The following is a 15536-nucleotide window of genomic DNA, read 5'->3' as shown; positions in this document are numbered from 1 at the left end:
AAAAATGCAAAAAGAACCTATGAGTAAATATGGCTATGAAAAATTAGAAAAAGAATTAGAACATTTAAAAAAAGTTGAGCGTCCAAAGGTTGTAGAAGAGATTGATATAGCAAGAAGCCATGGAGATTTAAAAGAAAATGCAGAATATCACGCAGCTAGAGAAAAACAAGCTTTTATAGAAGGTAAGATTGCTGAGCTTGGCGGTTTGATCTCAAGAGCACAAATTATTGATCCATCTTCTTATGAGCACGATAGTGTAAAATTTGGCTCTACTGTGGTTGTAGAAGACTTAGAAAGTGAAAAGCAAAGTACTTATACTTTAGTAGGAGTGAATGAAGGAAATTTAGAAAAAGGTTATATTTCTATTAGTTCGCCTATTGCTAAAGCTATGCTTGGTAAAAAAGAAGGAGATGACTTTAAAGTGCGTTTGCCAAAAGGCGAGAGCGAATTTGAAATCATTTCTATAGAGTATAAAACTTTGGAATTTTAATGCAAAAAGAAAATTTTTTTGATTTTATCATTAAATTTTTTCCTTATATAGCATTAATTTTTATTTTAGATACGATTATATCATTGTGGTGGAGTTATTTAACTTTTGAAAGAGAAATATTTGAATGGATTATATTTAAAGCTATAAAAAATATTTTTATAGTGCTTGTTTTAAATATTTTTATTATTCAAGTATTTTTTCTTTTCTTTAAAGACAAAACAAAATTCATAGTTTATTTTTTAACCTTATTTGCTATTTTAGTTTTTTTGTTGCAAACTTATTTATTGTTAAATTATTCTGCCAAATTTAATCCTTTGTTTATAGATGTGTTATTACAAACAACTTGGATTGAAATTTTTGAATTTATAGAAACTTATATCAATAAAAGCTATATTGTTTATTTGTTTTTATTTTTTTGTATAGTATTTTTGTTTTTTTATATTTTTAAATCCATTCAAAAAAAACTTAATATTGAAAATAAAATAATAAAAAAGTCTATAGGAATCATTTATATCTTATGTATTTTTGGATTATTTGTAGATTGTGCTAATAGATATTTTATTAAAAAACATGGAATAAATTCTATTGATAAGATAAATTTTAGTTTTTTTATTGATATTCCAGAGCAGTTTTTAAGATATTACGCTAACAATGGTATATGGGCAAGTTATAATTTTTATTTGAAAAATTATGAGCGTATTTTTAATTTATATAAGGGGGGGGTAAGTATTCAAAAGAAAATTCCTTATATAATATTTATTATTGGAGAAAGTACTCAAAGAAATTATATGAGTTTATATGGATATAATCTTCAAACAACTCCAAAACTAGAGGAGTTAGAGAAAAAAGGATATTTGATTAAATTTAGTGATGTTATAGCTCCTTTTGCAAGTACTCAAGCTTCTTTAAGAAGGGTTTTAAATTTTTCAAATATAGAAAATGAAGAAGAATGGTTTAATCAATTAAATATGGTTGATTTATTTAATTTGGCAGGTTATAAAAGCATATTTATATCAAATCATGAACCTTTATCCGGCCACACAAGTATCACAACAGCTGTAGCCAATAGGGCGAATAAAGCTATATTTATTGATCAGTTTTCTACTGATGATAAAATTTTTACAAAACAAACAGATGGAGTAATGTTGCCTATTATAAAAGATAACATTGATTCAAAAAATTTTTTTATTGTTCAGCTTATGGGAACTCATTTTAAATATAGTAGAAGATTTGAGAAAGGGTTTGCAAAATTTGAAAATAAAGATATTAATAGAACTCTTAATAATAAAGAAAAACAAAATGTTGCTGATTATGCAAATGCAGTTTTGTATAATGATTATTTTATTAATGAAATTTTTAATTTGTTTAAAGATAAGGAAGCGATTATAGTGTATATAAGTGATCATGGAGAGAGTGTTTATGAATTTAGGGATAGAGCTGAACATTTTGTTACTTCAAGATTTACTGCTGAAATTCCATTTTTTATTATAATTAGTGATAAATTTAAGAAAAATAATCCAAAATTAGTAGATAAAATAATCAAAGCAAAAGATAAACCTTTCATGAGTGATGATTTAATTCATACTATGACAACTATAGCAGGAATTAAAGTAAAAGATTATAATGAAACTAGAGATATTTTAAGTGATGGTTTTAACGAGAAAAGAGTGAGAATTTTTAATGGTGAAATTGATTATGATAAAATTTTAAAATATGAGAAAGCTAAGTATTGATTAGTATTAAAGAAAATGCTATTTTTATAGCTGATGCTCATGAAAATGAAAATAGACGCGGTTTTTGGAAATTTTTACAAGCTTTAAAAAATGGTAAAATTCAAACCCCACAACTTTTTTTAATGGGTGATATTTTTGATCTTTTAATTTATGAGATAAAAGCTACACATAGTTTTGCTAAAATATATATAGATTTACTTGAAGAGCTTGCCAATGAAATTGAAATCATTTATTTAGAAGGAAATCACGATTTTAATTTAGCTAAATTTTTTAAAAAAGTAAAAGTTTATAGCATAGATAAACAACCTTTACTTTGCAAATTTGAAGATAATGCACATACTTTTGCAGAGTTAGCTCATGGGGATATTTTTTTAAAGCCATTTTTGCAATTTTGCTTAAAAAGTTTAAGGAATCATTATTTACTTTGCTTTTTAGATTTTATCAATAATCTTTGTGGTTTTAAGATAACACAAAAAATTTTAAAAAATCAAAACAAAAAACAACTTGTTAGAAAAATTCCTTATTTTCCTATTTTGATAAAAGAGCGTATAAGCCATTATAATACAAACTTTATAATAGAAGGGCATTATCATCAAGATGTATTTTTAGAATACGAAAATACAAAATATTTAAATTTGGCTACTTTTGCATACAAGGAAAGTTTTTTTATAGTAAAATACGGACTAGAAATCAGATTTCACAAAATAGAACTTAAGGAGGCATAATGTTTGATGAGAATGTCGTTAAAACAGGTTCAAATGAAATGGAACTTGTTGATTTTCGCATCTTTAAGCAAGGCCAGGATAAAGTCTATGAGGGAATTTATGGTGTAAATGTTTCTAAGGTTAGAGAAATCATTAAAATTCCTTTTCTGACTGAAATTCCAGGAGTACCTGACTATGTGGAAGGTATTTTTGATCTTCGTGGAGTGGTAATTCCTGTAATCAACCTAGCAAAATGGATGCAAATTCAAGAACCAGAAATGACTAATATAAAACCTAGGGTTATTATTACAGAATTTAGTAATGTTTTGATTGGTTTTATTGTTCATGAGGCAAAAAGAATTCGTAGAATTAATTGGAAAAATATCGAACCAGCTACTTTTGCAACGAGTGCAGGTAGTTTAGATAAGAGTAAAATTACGGGTGTAACTAAAATTGAAGGTGATGAAGTTTTACTTATCTTAGATTTAGAAAGTATTGTGCAAGAACTTGGAATTTATACTCCACAAACTGATATTGAAGATGATAAAATTCAAAAAATAGATGGTATAGCATTGGCGCTTGATGATAGTTCTACTGCTAGAAAACTTGTTAAAGATCTTTTAAACAAAATTGGTTTAAAAGTAGTAGAGGCAAAAGATGGTGTTGAAGGCTTGCAAAAATTAGAAGAGCTTTATAATACTTATGGAGCAGAAGAATTACATAAGCATCTAAAAATTATTGTTAGTGATGTTGAAATGCCTCAAATGGATGGTTTTCACTTTGCAGCAAAAGTAAGAAATGATGAAAGATTTAGAAATATTCCTATCGTATTTAATTCATCTTTATCGAATGAATTTATGAGTGATAAAGGCGTTAAAGAAGCAGGTGGAGAGGGATATTTGGTTAAATTTAACGCAAGTGATTTCTTTGCTGAAATTTCTCGTGTTATTAAAAAACATGAAAAAGGTGAGGAGTAAAAATGGAAGATATTCAAGAAATACTTGAGGATTTTTTAGTTGAAGCCTTTGAACTTGTTGAACAAATAGATCATGATTTGGTTGAATTAGAAGCAAATCCTGAAGATTTAGAATTACTAAATAGAATTTTCCGTGTTGCACATACAGTTAAGGGTTCATCAAGCTTTTTAAATTTTGATGTTTTAACAAAACTTACCCATCATATGGAAGATGTTTTAAATAAAGCAAGACATAATGAGCTTAAAATTACTCCGGAAGTAATGGATGTGGTTTTAGAATCAATTGATATGATGAAAACTTTATTAAATTCTATTAGAGATAATGGAAATGATACAGCAATTGGTCTTGATATAGCTCCAATTTGTGCAAGATTGACAGCAATTTCAGAAGGTGAAAGTTTAGAAGCTGTAGCACCAGCTAAACAAGAAGAATCAAAAGAAGAAGTTCAAGAAGAAGTAAAAGTTGAAGAGCCAGATGTTGATGTTAATAAACTAAGTGATGATGAAGTTGAAGCAGAGATTGAGAGACTTTTAAAAGTAAGAAAAGCCGAAGATCAAGCAAGACGCGCTGAAAAGAAAAAAGCACAAGAATCAACCCCAGCTTCTAATAAACCAGCTACTACTCAAAATACAGCTCCAGCTTCTGCAGAGAAAAAAGTTCCAGCAGCAGGTGGTGGAAGTAGCGGTGCTAATATGGATCAAACTATTAGGGTTGAGGTAAAAAGACTTGATCACTTGATGAACTTAATAGGTGAGCTAGTATTAGGCAAAAATCGCTTGTTAAAAATTTATGATGATGTTGAAGAAAGATATGATGGTGAAAAATTCTTAGAAGAATTAAATCAAGTTGTATCCCAACTTAGTATTGTTACTACAGATATTCAACTTGCGGTGATGAAGACGAGAATGCAACCTATTGCAAAAGTATTTAATAAATTTCCAAGAGTTGTGCGTGATTTAGGACGAGAGCTTGGCAAGCAAATGGAACTTGAAATTTCAGGTGAAGAAACTGAACTTGATAAGTCTATCGTTGAAGAAATAGGTGATCCAATCATGCATATGATTAGAAACTCATGTGATCATGGTATAGAAGATCCAGCAACGCGTGTAGCTAATGGTAAACCAGAAAAAGGAACGGTTAATCTTAAAGCATACAATGAAGGAAATCATATCGTTGTAGAAATTGCTGATGATGGTAAAGGTTTGGATGCTGATGTGTTAAAAGCAAAAGCTATGGAGAAAAATCTTATCACAGAGCGTGAAGCCGATCAAATGAGTGACAAAGAAGCGTTTGCATTGATTTTCAAACCAGGTTTTTCAACCGCTAAAAAAATTACCAATGTTTCAGGTCGTGGCGTTGGAATGGATGTCGTAAAAACTAATATTGAAAAACTAAATGGCGTAATTGAAATTGATAGTGAGTTTGGAAAAGGCACTGTTATGAAGCTTAAAATCCCACTCACATTAGCAATTATTCAATCGCTACTTGTTGGAACTCAAGAAGAATTTTATGCTATTCCACTTGCAAGCGTTCTTGAAACAGTTAGAGTGCCAATTGATGATATTTATACTATTGAAGGTAAGAATGTATTAAGATTAAGAGATGAAGTCTTATCTTTGGTAAGACTTTCAGATGTATTTGGTGTAAAACAAGTACTTGAAAATACAGATCAAACTTATGTAGTTGTTATTGGAGTAGCTGAAAGTAAGCTTGGTATTATCGTAGATACTTTAATAGGTCAAGAAGAAATTGTTATTAAATCTATGGGTGAGTATTTACAAAACATTCAAGGTATAGCTGGAGCAACTATTAGAGGTGATGGTAGAGTTACTTTGATTATTGATGTTGCAGCTATGATGGATATTGCTAAAGAAATTAAAGTAGATATTAAAGCTCAAATAGAATCTCAATCTAAGAAAAATGTAAAAGAAAAACCAAGTGATTATACAGTGCTTATAGTGGATGATTCTAAGATGGATAGAAATATTATGCAAAAATCTTTAGAGCCATTAGGAGTTAGTGTTATAGAAGCAACAAATGGTGTTGAAGCTTTAAATACTATAAAATCAGGTGAGCATGACATTGATGCAGTATTAATTGATATTGAAATGCCAAGAATGGATGGTTATACTTTAGCAGGAGAAATTAGAAAGTATTCTAAATACAAAAACCTTCCACTTATTGCAGTAACTTCAAGAACTAGTAAATCAGATCGTTTAAGAGGTGTGGAAGTAGGAATGACTGAATATATTACTAAGCCTTACTCTCCAGAGTACTTAGAAAATGTAGTTAGAAAAAATTTAAAACTAGGATAAGAAGATGAATGATAAATTAAGCCAGGTTTTGCAAAAACAACAATCACAAATTGCAGAACCAGATGTGGATAAAGAAGAGGATATTATTCAGCTTGTTGGTTTTGTGGTGGGAGATGAGGAATATGCTATTCCAATTCTTAATATTCAAGAAATCATCAAACCTATAGAATACACTAGGGTGCCAAGTGTGCCTGATTATGTTTTAGGTGTGTTTAATATGAGGGGTAATGTTATGCCTTTGATTGACCTTGCTAGAAGATTTAATCAAGGTAGTTCTAAAATGACCCCTCAAACAAGATATATTGTTTTAAAAGGTATGGCTAATGGTAATCAAACTCCTGCAGGTAATGCAGGTTTTGTGATAGATAGATTAACAGAAGCTATTAAAATTCATAGAAGTAGAATTGATCCGCCACCTGAAACTTTACTAAAAGAAAAAGGTATGATTTTTGGTATAGGTAAAAGAGAAGAAAATATCTTAACCATATTAAAAGCTGAAGCTTTATTAAAGCGTGAGTTTTAATGATAAAGCTTTGTGCTTTTGATTTTGATTCTACGCTAATGGATGGAGAAACTATCGATATATTAGCAGATGAATATAATGTTGGTGATGCTGTAAAAGTAATCACCAACAAAGCAATGAATGGTGAGCTTGATTTTTTTGAAAGTTTAAGTGCCAGGGTAGCTTTGCTCGAAGGTATGTCTGTTGAGCAAGTAAAAAAATGCTGTGAAAATTTACCTTTGATGAACGGTGCTAAAGAATTATGCGAATACTTAAAAAGTAAAAATATAAAAATAATTGTTTTTAGTGGCGGTTTTCACGAAGGAATTGATTTAATACAAAATAAACTTCATTTTGATTTTGGGTTTGCTAACTTTTTACATAGTAAATATGGTGTATTAACAGGAAAAGTTGGCGGAGAGATTATGTTTAATAACTCAAAGGGTATTATACTACAAAGACTTAAGAAATTCTTAAACTTAAAAACAGAAGAGATAATGTGTGTAGGTGATGGAGCTAATGATATTTCTATGTTTAAAGAGTGTGGATTGAAAATAGCTTTTTGTGCCAAAGAAATTTTAAAATCTCATGCAGATATTTGTATAGACAAAAAAGACTTAAAAGAAATAATAAAGGTGATATAATGAAAAAATTTTCTCTATGGTGTGATTTTATAGAAAATGTATTTTTAGATCATGAATTTTTAGATTTAATTTATTCAAAAACAATTAATGGTGCTACTTCAAATCCTGCTATTTTTAAAAATGCAATTTTAAGTTCAAATATTTATAAAGAAAAAATAAAAAAATCAAATCTTAAAGAGAAAAAAGCATTATATGAGTATCTTGCTATAGAAGATATAGCTAAAGCAGCGGATAAACTTGCCATTAATTATTATGAAAATAACGATGGTTTTATTAGCATAGAAATTGATCCAAGATTAAAAGATAATACTAGCTTATCTTTGGCCGAAGCAAAAAGACTATATACTCAAATTTCAAAAGAAAATGTTATGATGAAAATTCCTTCCACAGAAGCTTCTTATGAGGTAATGCAAGAATTAATGAAAAATGGCATTAGTGTTAATGCTACTTTGATTTTTGATTTTGAACAAACTAAAAAATGCTTCGAAGCTTTAAATTTAGGTTTAAAAGAATTTAGAAAAAATAATATTTTGGGTAGAAAAGAACCACAAGCAGTCATTAGCATTTTTGTAAGTCGCTTTGATAGGCTTTTAAATAATCAAGTTTTGGATAAAAACTATATAGGAATTCTTACCGCGACCAAGGCTTATAATTATATTGTAAAACAAAACGAAGGAAATATTAGAGCTTTATTTGCTAGCACTGGTGTTAAGGGTGATGATTTAGAGAAAGATTATTATATTAAAGAATTACTCTATGATAAAGCTATTAATACTGCACCACTGGATGCTATCAAAGCTTTTAAGGGTAAGCAAATTATATTTAAAGAGCCTTTAAAAGATGAGTGTATAGAGAAAAAACTGAATGCAAATATCTCAAAAGAAGCTTTAAGTAAAGCTTGCAAAGATTTACTTGATGATGGTTTAGAGCAATTTTGCATAGCTTATGAAGATATTTTAAAATCTTTATAATGTGGCTTAATCTCAGAGAGATTAAGCACTAATGCTTGCTAAAGTTGGTCTTTTTAGTGAAAAAACATTAGATGGAGATTTCTACCGCAATTTGGACATCTAGCTATTGTTTTCAATAAATTTTCTTTTATATATTTTGAAGGTTTTCCAAATCTTTTTTCGTATAGAATACATGTTTCTTCCCAAGATTTATTAAGATTTTTGAAATCTTCCTCACCTCTCATTCCAAAATAATGAAAATGATGCAAGAAGTAGCCAAAAATATTTTCACAATCTTGAGTATAAGCATATTTTAATGTATCTAAATATGATAATGACAAAATTTATCAACATCAGCTGGTGGTACTATTGAAGCTTCTTTATTTTCTTGACATAAAAGAAGAATTTTCTATATTTAGTTTCAATGAATTTAGTGTATTCTAAACTCCACCCTAATCCTTTATTTTGTCAATTATTTTTACTATGATTGGTTCTAAATCCAATTTTATAATAATATAGTAGACATATTATTCCTTTCGTTTTTAATTATAGCTTTATAACACTTAGTGTTATAAACGATTGTAAAAAATATATAAAAACTAGACTTATAAATAAAGAATTATAAGGCTTGGTTATATGAAACAAGATATATCTGATAAACATAGAGAAATAGGTAAAATAGTTGTAAAAATAAGAAAAGAAAAAGGAATTTCTCAATTGGAATTATCATTATTATTGGAACATAAAAGTGTTTCAATAGTTGCAGATGCAAAAAGACATTATAGGGGGGCACACATTTTAATTTAAACCATTTATTTCAAATGGCTGAGATTTTTGAAATAGATATCTGTGATTTTTTAAATAAATTTATACTTTACTAAGCCAGAAATTGATATTATTAAATTTTTTATTTTATAAAAAAGGGAAAAAAGATGTTAGAAGGTATCATTAGAGAGAGTATCGGTAGAAAAGCTGCTAAAGCTTTAAAAAGAGATGGTTATCTAATCGCAAATATCTATGGAAAGGGATTGGAAAATATCAATGCTGCTTTTAAAATCAATGATTTTATTAAAGAAGTGCGTAAAAAAACTACTTTAGCTTTTGATGTGAAAGTTGGAGATAAAGTATTAAATGTTGTAGTAGTTGATTATCAAAAAGATCCAGTAACTGCTGAGTTAAAGCATGTAGATTTAAAAGTAGCACAAAAAGGTGTAATTTCTAAATACATGGTTCCTGTTAAAATCGTAGGAACAGCTATGGGTCTTAAAAATAAAGGTGTTTTAATCCAATCAAAAAGAAGATTAAAAGTAAAATGTACAGCTGAAAACTTGCCAAATTATTTTGAATTAGATGTAACTAAACTTGATGTAGGCGATGCACTTTTAGTTCGTGATGTAGTTGTGCCTGAAGGTGTAACTATGGTAGATGCTGATAGAGTGGCTGTAGTTGGTGTAGAAAAAGCAAGATAGATGACCTTAGTCGTAGGACTTGGTAATATAGGAGAAGAATACGCCCAAACTCGTCATAATATAGGGTTTATGTTGATTGACTTACTTTTAGAAGATTTGCAAACAACTAAGCTTTCAAATACTAAATTTAAGGGAGAGCTTTTTAAAAGCTCTTCTACTCTTTTTTTAAAACCTTCCACTTATATGAATTTGTCTGGAGAAAGTGTAAAAGCTGTTAGTGAATATTACAAATGTGATAGAATTATTGTAATTCATGATGATATTGATTTAAATTTAGGTTCTTTGAAATTTAAAATAGGTGGGAGTAGTGGTGGACATAACGGGCTTAAAAGTATAGATAATCTTTGTGGTAATGCTTATGAGAGAGTACGCATAGGAGTAGGAAAAGGACAAGATGTGATTTCTCATGTTTTGGGGAAATTTAAACAAGAAGAGCAAGAAAGTTTAACTAAGGTTTTAGAGCATAGCAAAAAAGCCTTATTTGAGCTTTTAAATTCTGATATAGAAAAAATCGCTTCAAAATATTCATTAAAAAGTTAAGCAATGAATATATTTTTTCGCTATATTTCATCTTTATATTTAAAATCTTTTTTTATTTTATTTTTTTCTCTTACATTTTTCTTTATAGCAATTGATTTTTTAGTAAATTTTAACAAATTACCAAAAAGTGCAAATTTAGAATTATTATATATATTTTTTTTAACTTGCTCTGCAATTTCTTATATTTTACCTTTGGCTATCGTTCTTGCCTTGGTTTTATGTATTTTTAATATGATAAGATCAAATGAGTTTGTAAGTTTATATGCTTTGGGTTTAAGTAAAAATCAAGTAATTTTTTATCCTTTTATTTGGGCTATGTTTTTTTGTGTTGTATATATAGGTTTAAATTTTACTTCATTTGCTTACGCAGATGAATATAAAAGTAATATTATCAAAAGAGGAGCCGTGGATAGAGAAGGTAGTGAAGTTCTGATTAAATATAATGATAAATTTATTTATATAGAAAAAACTACAAATGAAGTTTTATATAATGTTAAAATATTTGATATTAATAATTTAGATATTAAAAATATGATAAATGCAAAAACTGCTAATTTTAATGGTGTCTCGTGGGAGTTAAATAATGCAATTGTTGTCGATATCCCACAAAATTTGATTGTATCAAAAGAAGGTTTAAGTATAGAAGAATTTCAAAATATCAAGGGGTTGGAAGATTTTTCTCCAAAAATCTTAGAAAGAATTTCTTTGATAGAGAGTAATCCCTCTTATTCTATTTTAGATGCATTAGAAAGTATAGCAATTTTTGCAAAGCAAAATATTTCCACTAATACACTCAGGAGTAGTTTGTATTCTCTAGTTTTTACGCCTTTTTTTGCACCTTTTTTGATGTTGATTATTTATTATTATTTTCCTATTACAGCAAGATTTTTTAATCTCGCACTTTTAGCATTTGTATTTTTCGTATGCATACTTTTGGTTTGGGGTTTATTATTTTTACTTACAAAGTTAAGTTCAAATGAAATTTTACTTCCAGAGCTTGGTATAATTTTACCAGTATTTATTTTAATGAGTATGGGAAGTTTTTATTATTTTAAACACAAATAATTGCAAGTGAGGTTTTTATGGATTATTTGAAATTAGCAAAAGACTACAATACACCTTTTTATATTTATGATTTTGATAAAATCAAAGAGCGTTTTATAATGCTAAAAGATGCCTTTAAGGCAAGAAAATCACAAATTTTTTATGCAGTTAAAGCAAATTCTAATTTGAGTATTTTAAAGCTTTTAATTTCTTTGGATAGCGGATTTGATTGTGTTAGTGCAGGAGAAATTTATAGAGCTTTAAAAGCAGGTGCTAAAAATTACAAAATTATTTTTAGTGGGGTGGGTAAGAGCGCTGATGAGTTGAAATATGCCTTAGATCAAAATATATTATATATAAATCTAGAAAGCCAAGAAGAAATGCTTCTTTTGGAACAAATTGCTAAAGAAAATCAAAAAGTTGCTCGTATCAGCATTAGAGTAAATCCTAATGTTGATGCTAAAACACATCCTTATATTTCTACGGGTTTGCATGAAAACAAATTTGGCGTAGATATAGAAAGTGCTAAGAAAATGTATATTTATGCTAAAAATTCACAATTTTTAGAACCAGTTGGTGTGCATTTTCATATAGGTTCTCAAATTCTTGATATTAGTAGTATTCATGAAGCTTCGATAATTGTAGCAAAATTAGTAAAAGAACTTTTAGCTTTAAAGATTAATATTAAATTTTTTGATATAGGTGGTGGTTTAGGAGTTTGCTATAAAGATGAACAAGAGCCAAATTTATATGAATTTGCTCAAGGCATTTTAGCAAGCTTGCAAGGTCTTGATGTGTGTGTAGGTATGGAACCTGGGAGATTTTTAGTAGCAAATGCAGGTGAATTTGTAACTAAAGTTTTATATGAAAAATTTAATGATAAAAAGCGTTTTGTGGTTGTTGATGGAGCAATGAATGACTTGTTGCGACCAAGTTTATATGGTGCTTATCATGAAATTAAACTTTTAAATGAAGATAGCGAAAAAAGTCTTTGTGATATTGTAGGTGGAATTTGTGAAAGTGGAGATTTTTTAGCTAAAGATAGAATGCTAGGTAAAACTAAAGCGGGGGATTTGGTTATAGTTAAAAGTGCTGGTGCATATGGTTTTAGTATGAGTAGTAATTATAACTCACGCAATAGAGTTTGTGAATTAGCTTGTGAAAATGGTAAAGTAAAAATGATTAGAAAAAGAGAAAGTTATGAGGAGCAAATCGCTTTAGAACTTGAGTGTTTAAAGGATTAAAATGTTATTTTTAGATGTACAAGGGACATTGATTTCAGATTATGATAAAAAACCCATTGATGGTGCATTAGAGCTTATACAAGCTCTAAATAAAGAAAAAATTCCTTATGTAATTATCACTAATAACACTAAAAAGTTAGATTTTTTAAACTATTTGAAAAATTTGGGTTTTGAAATTAATGAAAAAGTTTATATTGATCCTTTTTGTGTTTTAAAAGATCATTTAAAGCCTTGTAAAATAGCAGCTTTTGGAGCAAAAGAATTTCTAGATTCGCTTCAAGAGCTAGGTTATGAGCTAGATTATAAATCTCCAAAGGCGTTTTTAATAGCAAGTTATGATGATTTTAAATTTCAAGATTTTGCTAGCATGATAGAATATATTAAAGATGGTGTGCAAGCTATAGCAATGCATGAAAGCAGTATTTACAAGAAAAACTCGAGGCTTTATCCAGGTGTTGGGAGTATTATGGCTATGCTTAAAAATGCATATGAGTTTAATTATAAGGTAATAGGAAAACCTAGCAAGGCTTTTTATGAAAGTGCTTTAAAATTATTAAAACGGCAAGATATAAATGCAAATTTTGAAAAAACTTTGATTGTTAGTGATGATTTTAAAGGAGATTTGCTTGGTGCTTATGAGCTTGGTATGCAAACGGCCTTAGTTTTAAGTGGTAAAATTTCTAACACCCAAGGTTTAGATATAGCTAAACTTAATTTTGTATATGATAGTATTAAAGATTACTATATATCGAGGTTTAAATGAAAGAGATAGAAAAATTACGCAATAAAATCGATACTATTGATGATAAAATTTTGACTTTGCTTAATGAAAGAATGCTCCATGTTAAAGACATAGGGGTGATAAAACAAAATTTAGGTGGGAGTATTTATAGACCTGAGCGCGAAAGAGCTATTATAAATAGACTTAAAAATTACAACCATGGTTTATTAGATCAAAATGCTATTGAAGCGATTTATCAAGAAATATTTGCCGTATCAAGAAATCTAGAAATGCCTCAAAGTATAGCTTATTTAGGACCTGAAGGAAGTTATACACACCAAGTAGCAAGAACTCGTTTTGGTGCAATGAGTCGTTATATTCCACTTGCAAACATAGAAGATGTTTTTAAAGAATTGTCTCACAAAGAAGCAAAGTATGGAGTGGTGCCTATAGAAAACAATACAGCAGGTGCAGTCGGTGTTACGCTTGATTGTCTTGGAAAATACGAAGATGTAAAGATTTTTGCTGAAATTTATATGGATATACATCATTCTTTTATAAGTATGAGTGAGAACTTAAAAGATATTAAACGCATATATTCTCACCCTCAAGGTTATAATCAATGTAGAAATTTTTTAGAAAGTCATGATTTAAGTGAAGTTGAATTTGTAGCAAGTAAATCGACAGCTCATGCAGCTTACCTTGCTTCACAAGATATTTCTTCAGCTGCAATTTGTTCTAAAATTGCAGCAAAGCTTTATAATGTTCCTATTTTATTTGAAACAATTGAAGATAACTTGGCAAATCGCACTAGATTTTTGATTTTAAGTGATGTTAAAATACCACAAATGCCTCATTGCAAAACTTCTATTTTAGCACTAGCTGCACATAAACCTGGTGGGCTTAGTGATTTGCTATATGAGTTTAAAAAAGAAGGAATTAATCTAACAAAACTTGAATCACGCCCTATAAAAACAAGAGAATTTGTACATAGTTTTTATATAGATTTTGAAGGACATATTGATGATGAAAATGTTCAAAGAGTTTTAAAAAAAGCTGAACATATAAAATGGCTTGGATCATATTTATCAGGAGAAAGTAATGAAATTTAATCCTTTTTTAGAAGCTATTAAAACTTATGAAAGTGGCAAAGATATAGAATTAATTGCTAAAGAATATGGTTTAAAAGAAGTTATTAAATTAGCAAGCAATGAAAATCCTTATGGAACAAGTAAAAAAGCTAAAGAAGCTATTGTAAATAATGCACATTTGGCTCATTTATATCCTGATGATACTATGAGTGAATTAAAACAATCTCTGTCTCAAAAATATAATATTTCAAACGAAAATATCATTATAGGTAGCGGTAGTGATCAAATTATAGAATATATTGTGCATGCAAAACTTGATCATTCTAAAGCTTATTTGCAATGTGGGGTTAGTTTTGCTATGTATGAAATTTATGCAAAACAATTTGGAGTTAAAGTTTATAAAACTCCGAGTTTAACACATGATTTAAACGAGTTATATGAGTTATATCAAAAGCATAAAAATGAAATAAAAGTGATTTTTTTGTGTTTGCCAAATAATCCTTTAGGAGAGTGTTTAGATGCAGATGATGTTTTTGAATTTATAAAAAAAATTGATGAAGATTGTTTGGTGGCTATTGATGGAGCGTATAATGAATTTGCTTCGTTTAAAGATAGTAAAAAACATATCAATCCTAAAGAATTAATCCATAAATTTCAAAATGTTGTGTATCTAGGAACTTTTTCTAAGCTTTATGGTTTAGGTGGTATGAGAGTAGGTTATGGTATAGCTTGCAAAGAAATTATCAATGCATTTTATAAATTAAGAGCACCATTTAATGTAACTAATCTAAGTTTAAAAGCAGCTGTTGCAGCTTTAAATGATGGAGGGTTTGTGCAAAAAACTTTAGAAAATAATTTTTCACAAATGAAATTATATGAAGATTTTGCTAAAAAATATGACATAAAATATATTCCAAGCTATACAAATTTTATAACTTATTTTTTTGATGAAAAAAATAGCACAGATTTATCTGAAAAATTGCTTAAAAAAGGTATAATAATAAGAAATTTACAAAGTTATGGTTTAAATGCTGTGCGTATAAGCATGGGAACAGCATATGAAAATTCAAGGTTTTTTGAAGAATTTTCTAAAAATTTTTAGTTTGTAGGAA

16 protein-coding genes are annotated in these 15536 nt (G+C 28.5%); all 16 read left to right on the top strand.

Going from position 1 to position 15536, the window contains the following annotated elements; translation table 11 throughout:
* Window positions 1-4: 4 nt before the first annotated feature.
* Window positions 5-490: a transcription elongation factor GreA gene (gene greA, locus CARM_RS07110; RefSeq protein WP_139426083.1), complete on the top strand. Its 486-nt coding sequence runs from the start codon at window positions 5-7 to the stop codon at window positions 488-490.
* Window positions 490-2223 (top strand): phosphoethanolamine transferase, encoded by a 1734-nt coding sequence (locus CARM_RS07105; protein WP_176301017.1) that lies wholly within the window; start codon window positions 490-492, stop codon window positions 2221-2223. Before greA ends, CARM_RS07105 begins: the two co-directional genes overlap by 1 nt.
* Window positions 2220-2948: a metallophosphoesterase gene (locus CARM_RS07100; RefSeq protein WP_139426077.1), complete on the top strand. Its 729-nt coding sequence runs from the start codon at window positions 2220-2222 to the stop codon at window positions 2946-2948. The genes CARM_RS07105 and CARM_RS07100 overlap by 4 nt, the downstream gene beginning before the upstream one ends.
* Window positions 2948-3904, top strand: a complete 957-nt coding sequence (locus tag CARM_RS07095) for a chemotaxis protein (protein WP_139426075.1) — start codon at window positions 2948-2950, stop codon at window positions 3902-3904. The genes CARM_RS07100 and CARM_RS07095 overlap by 1 nt, the downstream gene beginning before the upstream one ends.
* Before the next feature lie 2 nt (window positions 3905-3906).
* Window positions 3907-6219: a hybrid sensor histidine kinase/response regulator gene (locus CARM_RS07090; protein WP_139426073.1), complete on the top strand. Its 2313-nt coding sequence runs from the start codon at window positions 3907-3909 to the stop codon at window positions 6217-6219.
* Between the two features lie 4 nt (window positions 6220-6223).
* On the top strand, window positions 6224-6742 hold the full coding sequence (locus CARM_RS07085) for a chemotaxis protein CheW (RefSeq protein WP_139426071.1): 519 nt from the start codon (window positions 6224-6226) through the stop codon (window positions 6740-6742).
* A complete protein-coding gene (serB, locus tag CARM_RS07080) occupies window positions 6742-7365 on the top strand; it encodes a phosphoserine phosphatase SerB (protein ID WP_139426069.1) in 624 nt (207 codons plus the stop codon). Before CARM_RS07085 ends, serB begins: the two co-directional genes overlap by 1 nt.
* On the top strand, window positions 7365-8336 hold the full coding sequence (locus tag CARM_RS07075) for a transaldolase (RefSeq protein ID WP_139426067.1): 972 nt from the start codon (window positions 7365-7367) through the stop codon (window positions 8334-8336). The genes serB and CARM_RS07075 overlap by 1 nt, the downstream gene beginning before the upstream one ends.
* A gap of 615 nt (window positions 8337-8951) precedes the next feature.
* Window positions 8952-9122 (top strand): XRE family transcriptional regulator, encoded by a 171-nt coding sequence (locus tag CARM_RS07070; protein ID WP_139426065.1) that lies wholly within the window; start codon window positions 8952-8954, stop codon window positions 9120-9122.
* 125 nt (window positions 9123-9247) lie between these two features.
* The gene (locus CARM_RS07065; RefSeq protein WP_139426063.1) at window positions 9248-9784 is read left to right on the top strand and encodes a 50S ribosomal protein L25/general stress protein Ctc; all 537 of its coding nucleotides are present in this window, start codon (window positions 9248-9250) and stop codon (window positions 9782-9784) included.
* Complete coding sequence (pth, locus tag CARM_RS07060; protein WP_139426061.1) at window positions 9785-10324, top strand: aminoacyl-tRNA hydrolase; 540 nt, start codon at window positions 9785-9787, stop codon at window positions 10322-10324.
* Window positions 10325-10327: 3 nt separating this feature from the next.
* Window positions 10328-11389, top strand: a complete 1062-nt coding sequence (locus CARM_RS07055) for an LptF/LptG family permease (RefSeq protein ID WP_139426059.1) — start codon at window positions 10328-10330, stop codon at window positions 11387-11389.
* Between the two features lie 17 nt (window positions 11390-11406).
* Window positions 11407-12612, top strand: coding sequence for a diaminopimelate decarboxylase (gene lysA / locus CARM_RS07050; protein ID WP_139426056.1), 1206 nt, complete (start codon window positions 11407-11409; stop codon window positions 12610-12612).
* Window position 12613: 1 nt separating this feature from the next.
* Window positions 12614-13375 carry an HAD-IIA family hydrolase gene (locus CARM_RS07045; protein ID WP_139426054.1) on the top strand — a complete coding sequence of 254 codons (762 nt, stop codon included), beginning with the start codon at window positions 12614-12616 and terminating at the stop codon, window positions 13373-13375.
* Window positions 13372-14445 carry a prephenate dehydratase gene (gene pheA / locus CARM_RS07040; RefSeq protein WP_139426052.1) on the top strand — a complete coding sequence of 358 codons (1074 nt, stop codon included), beginning with the start codon at window positions 13372-13374 and terminating at the stop codon, window positions 14443-14445. The genes CARM_RS07045 and pheA overlap by 4 nt, the downstream gene beginning before the upstream one ends.
* On the top strand, window positions 14435-15526 hold the full coding sequence (hisC, locus tag CARM_RS07035; protein ID WP_139426050.1) for a histidinol-phosphate transaminase: 1092 nt from the start codon (window positions 14435-14437) through the stop codon (window positions 15524-15526). The genes pheA and hisC overlap by 11 nt, the downstream gene beginning before the upstream one ends.
* The last annotated feature ends 10 nt before the right edge of the window (window positions 15527-15536 follow it).

Origin of the sequence: Campylobacter armoricus (assembly GCF_013372105.1) — a bacterium.
Taxonomy (GTDB): Bacteria; Campylobacterota; Campylobacteria; order Campylobacterales; family Campylobacteraceae; genus Campylobacter_D; species Campylobacter_D armoricus.
This window is presented reverse-complemented; position numbering and strand designations above follow the sequence as displayed.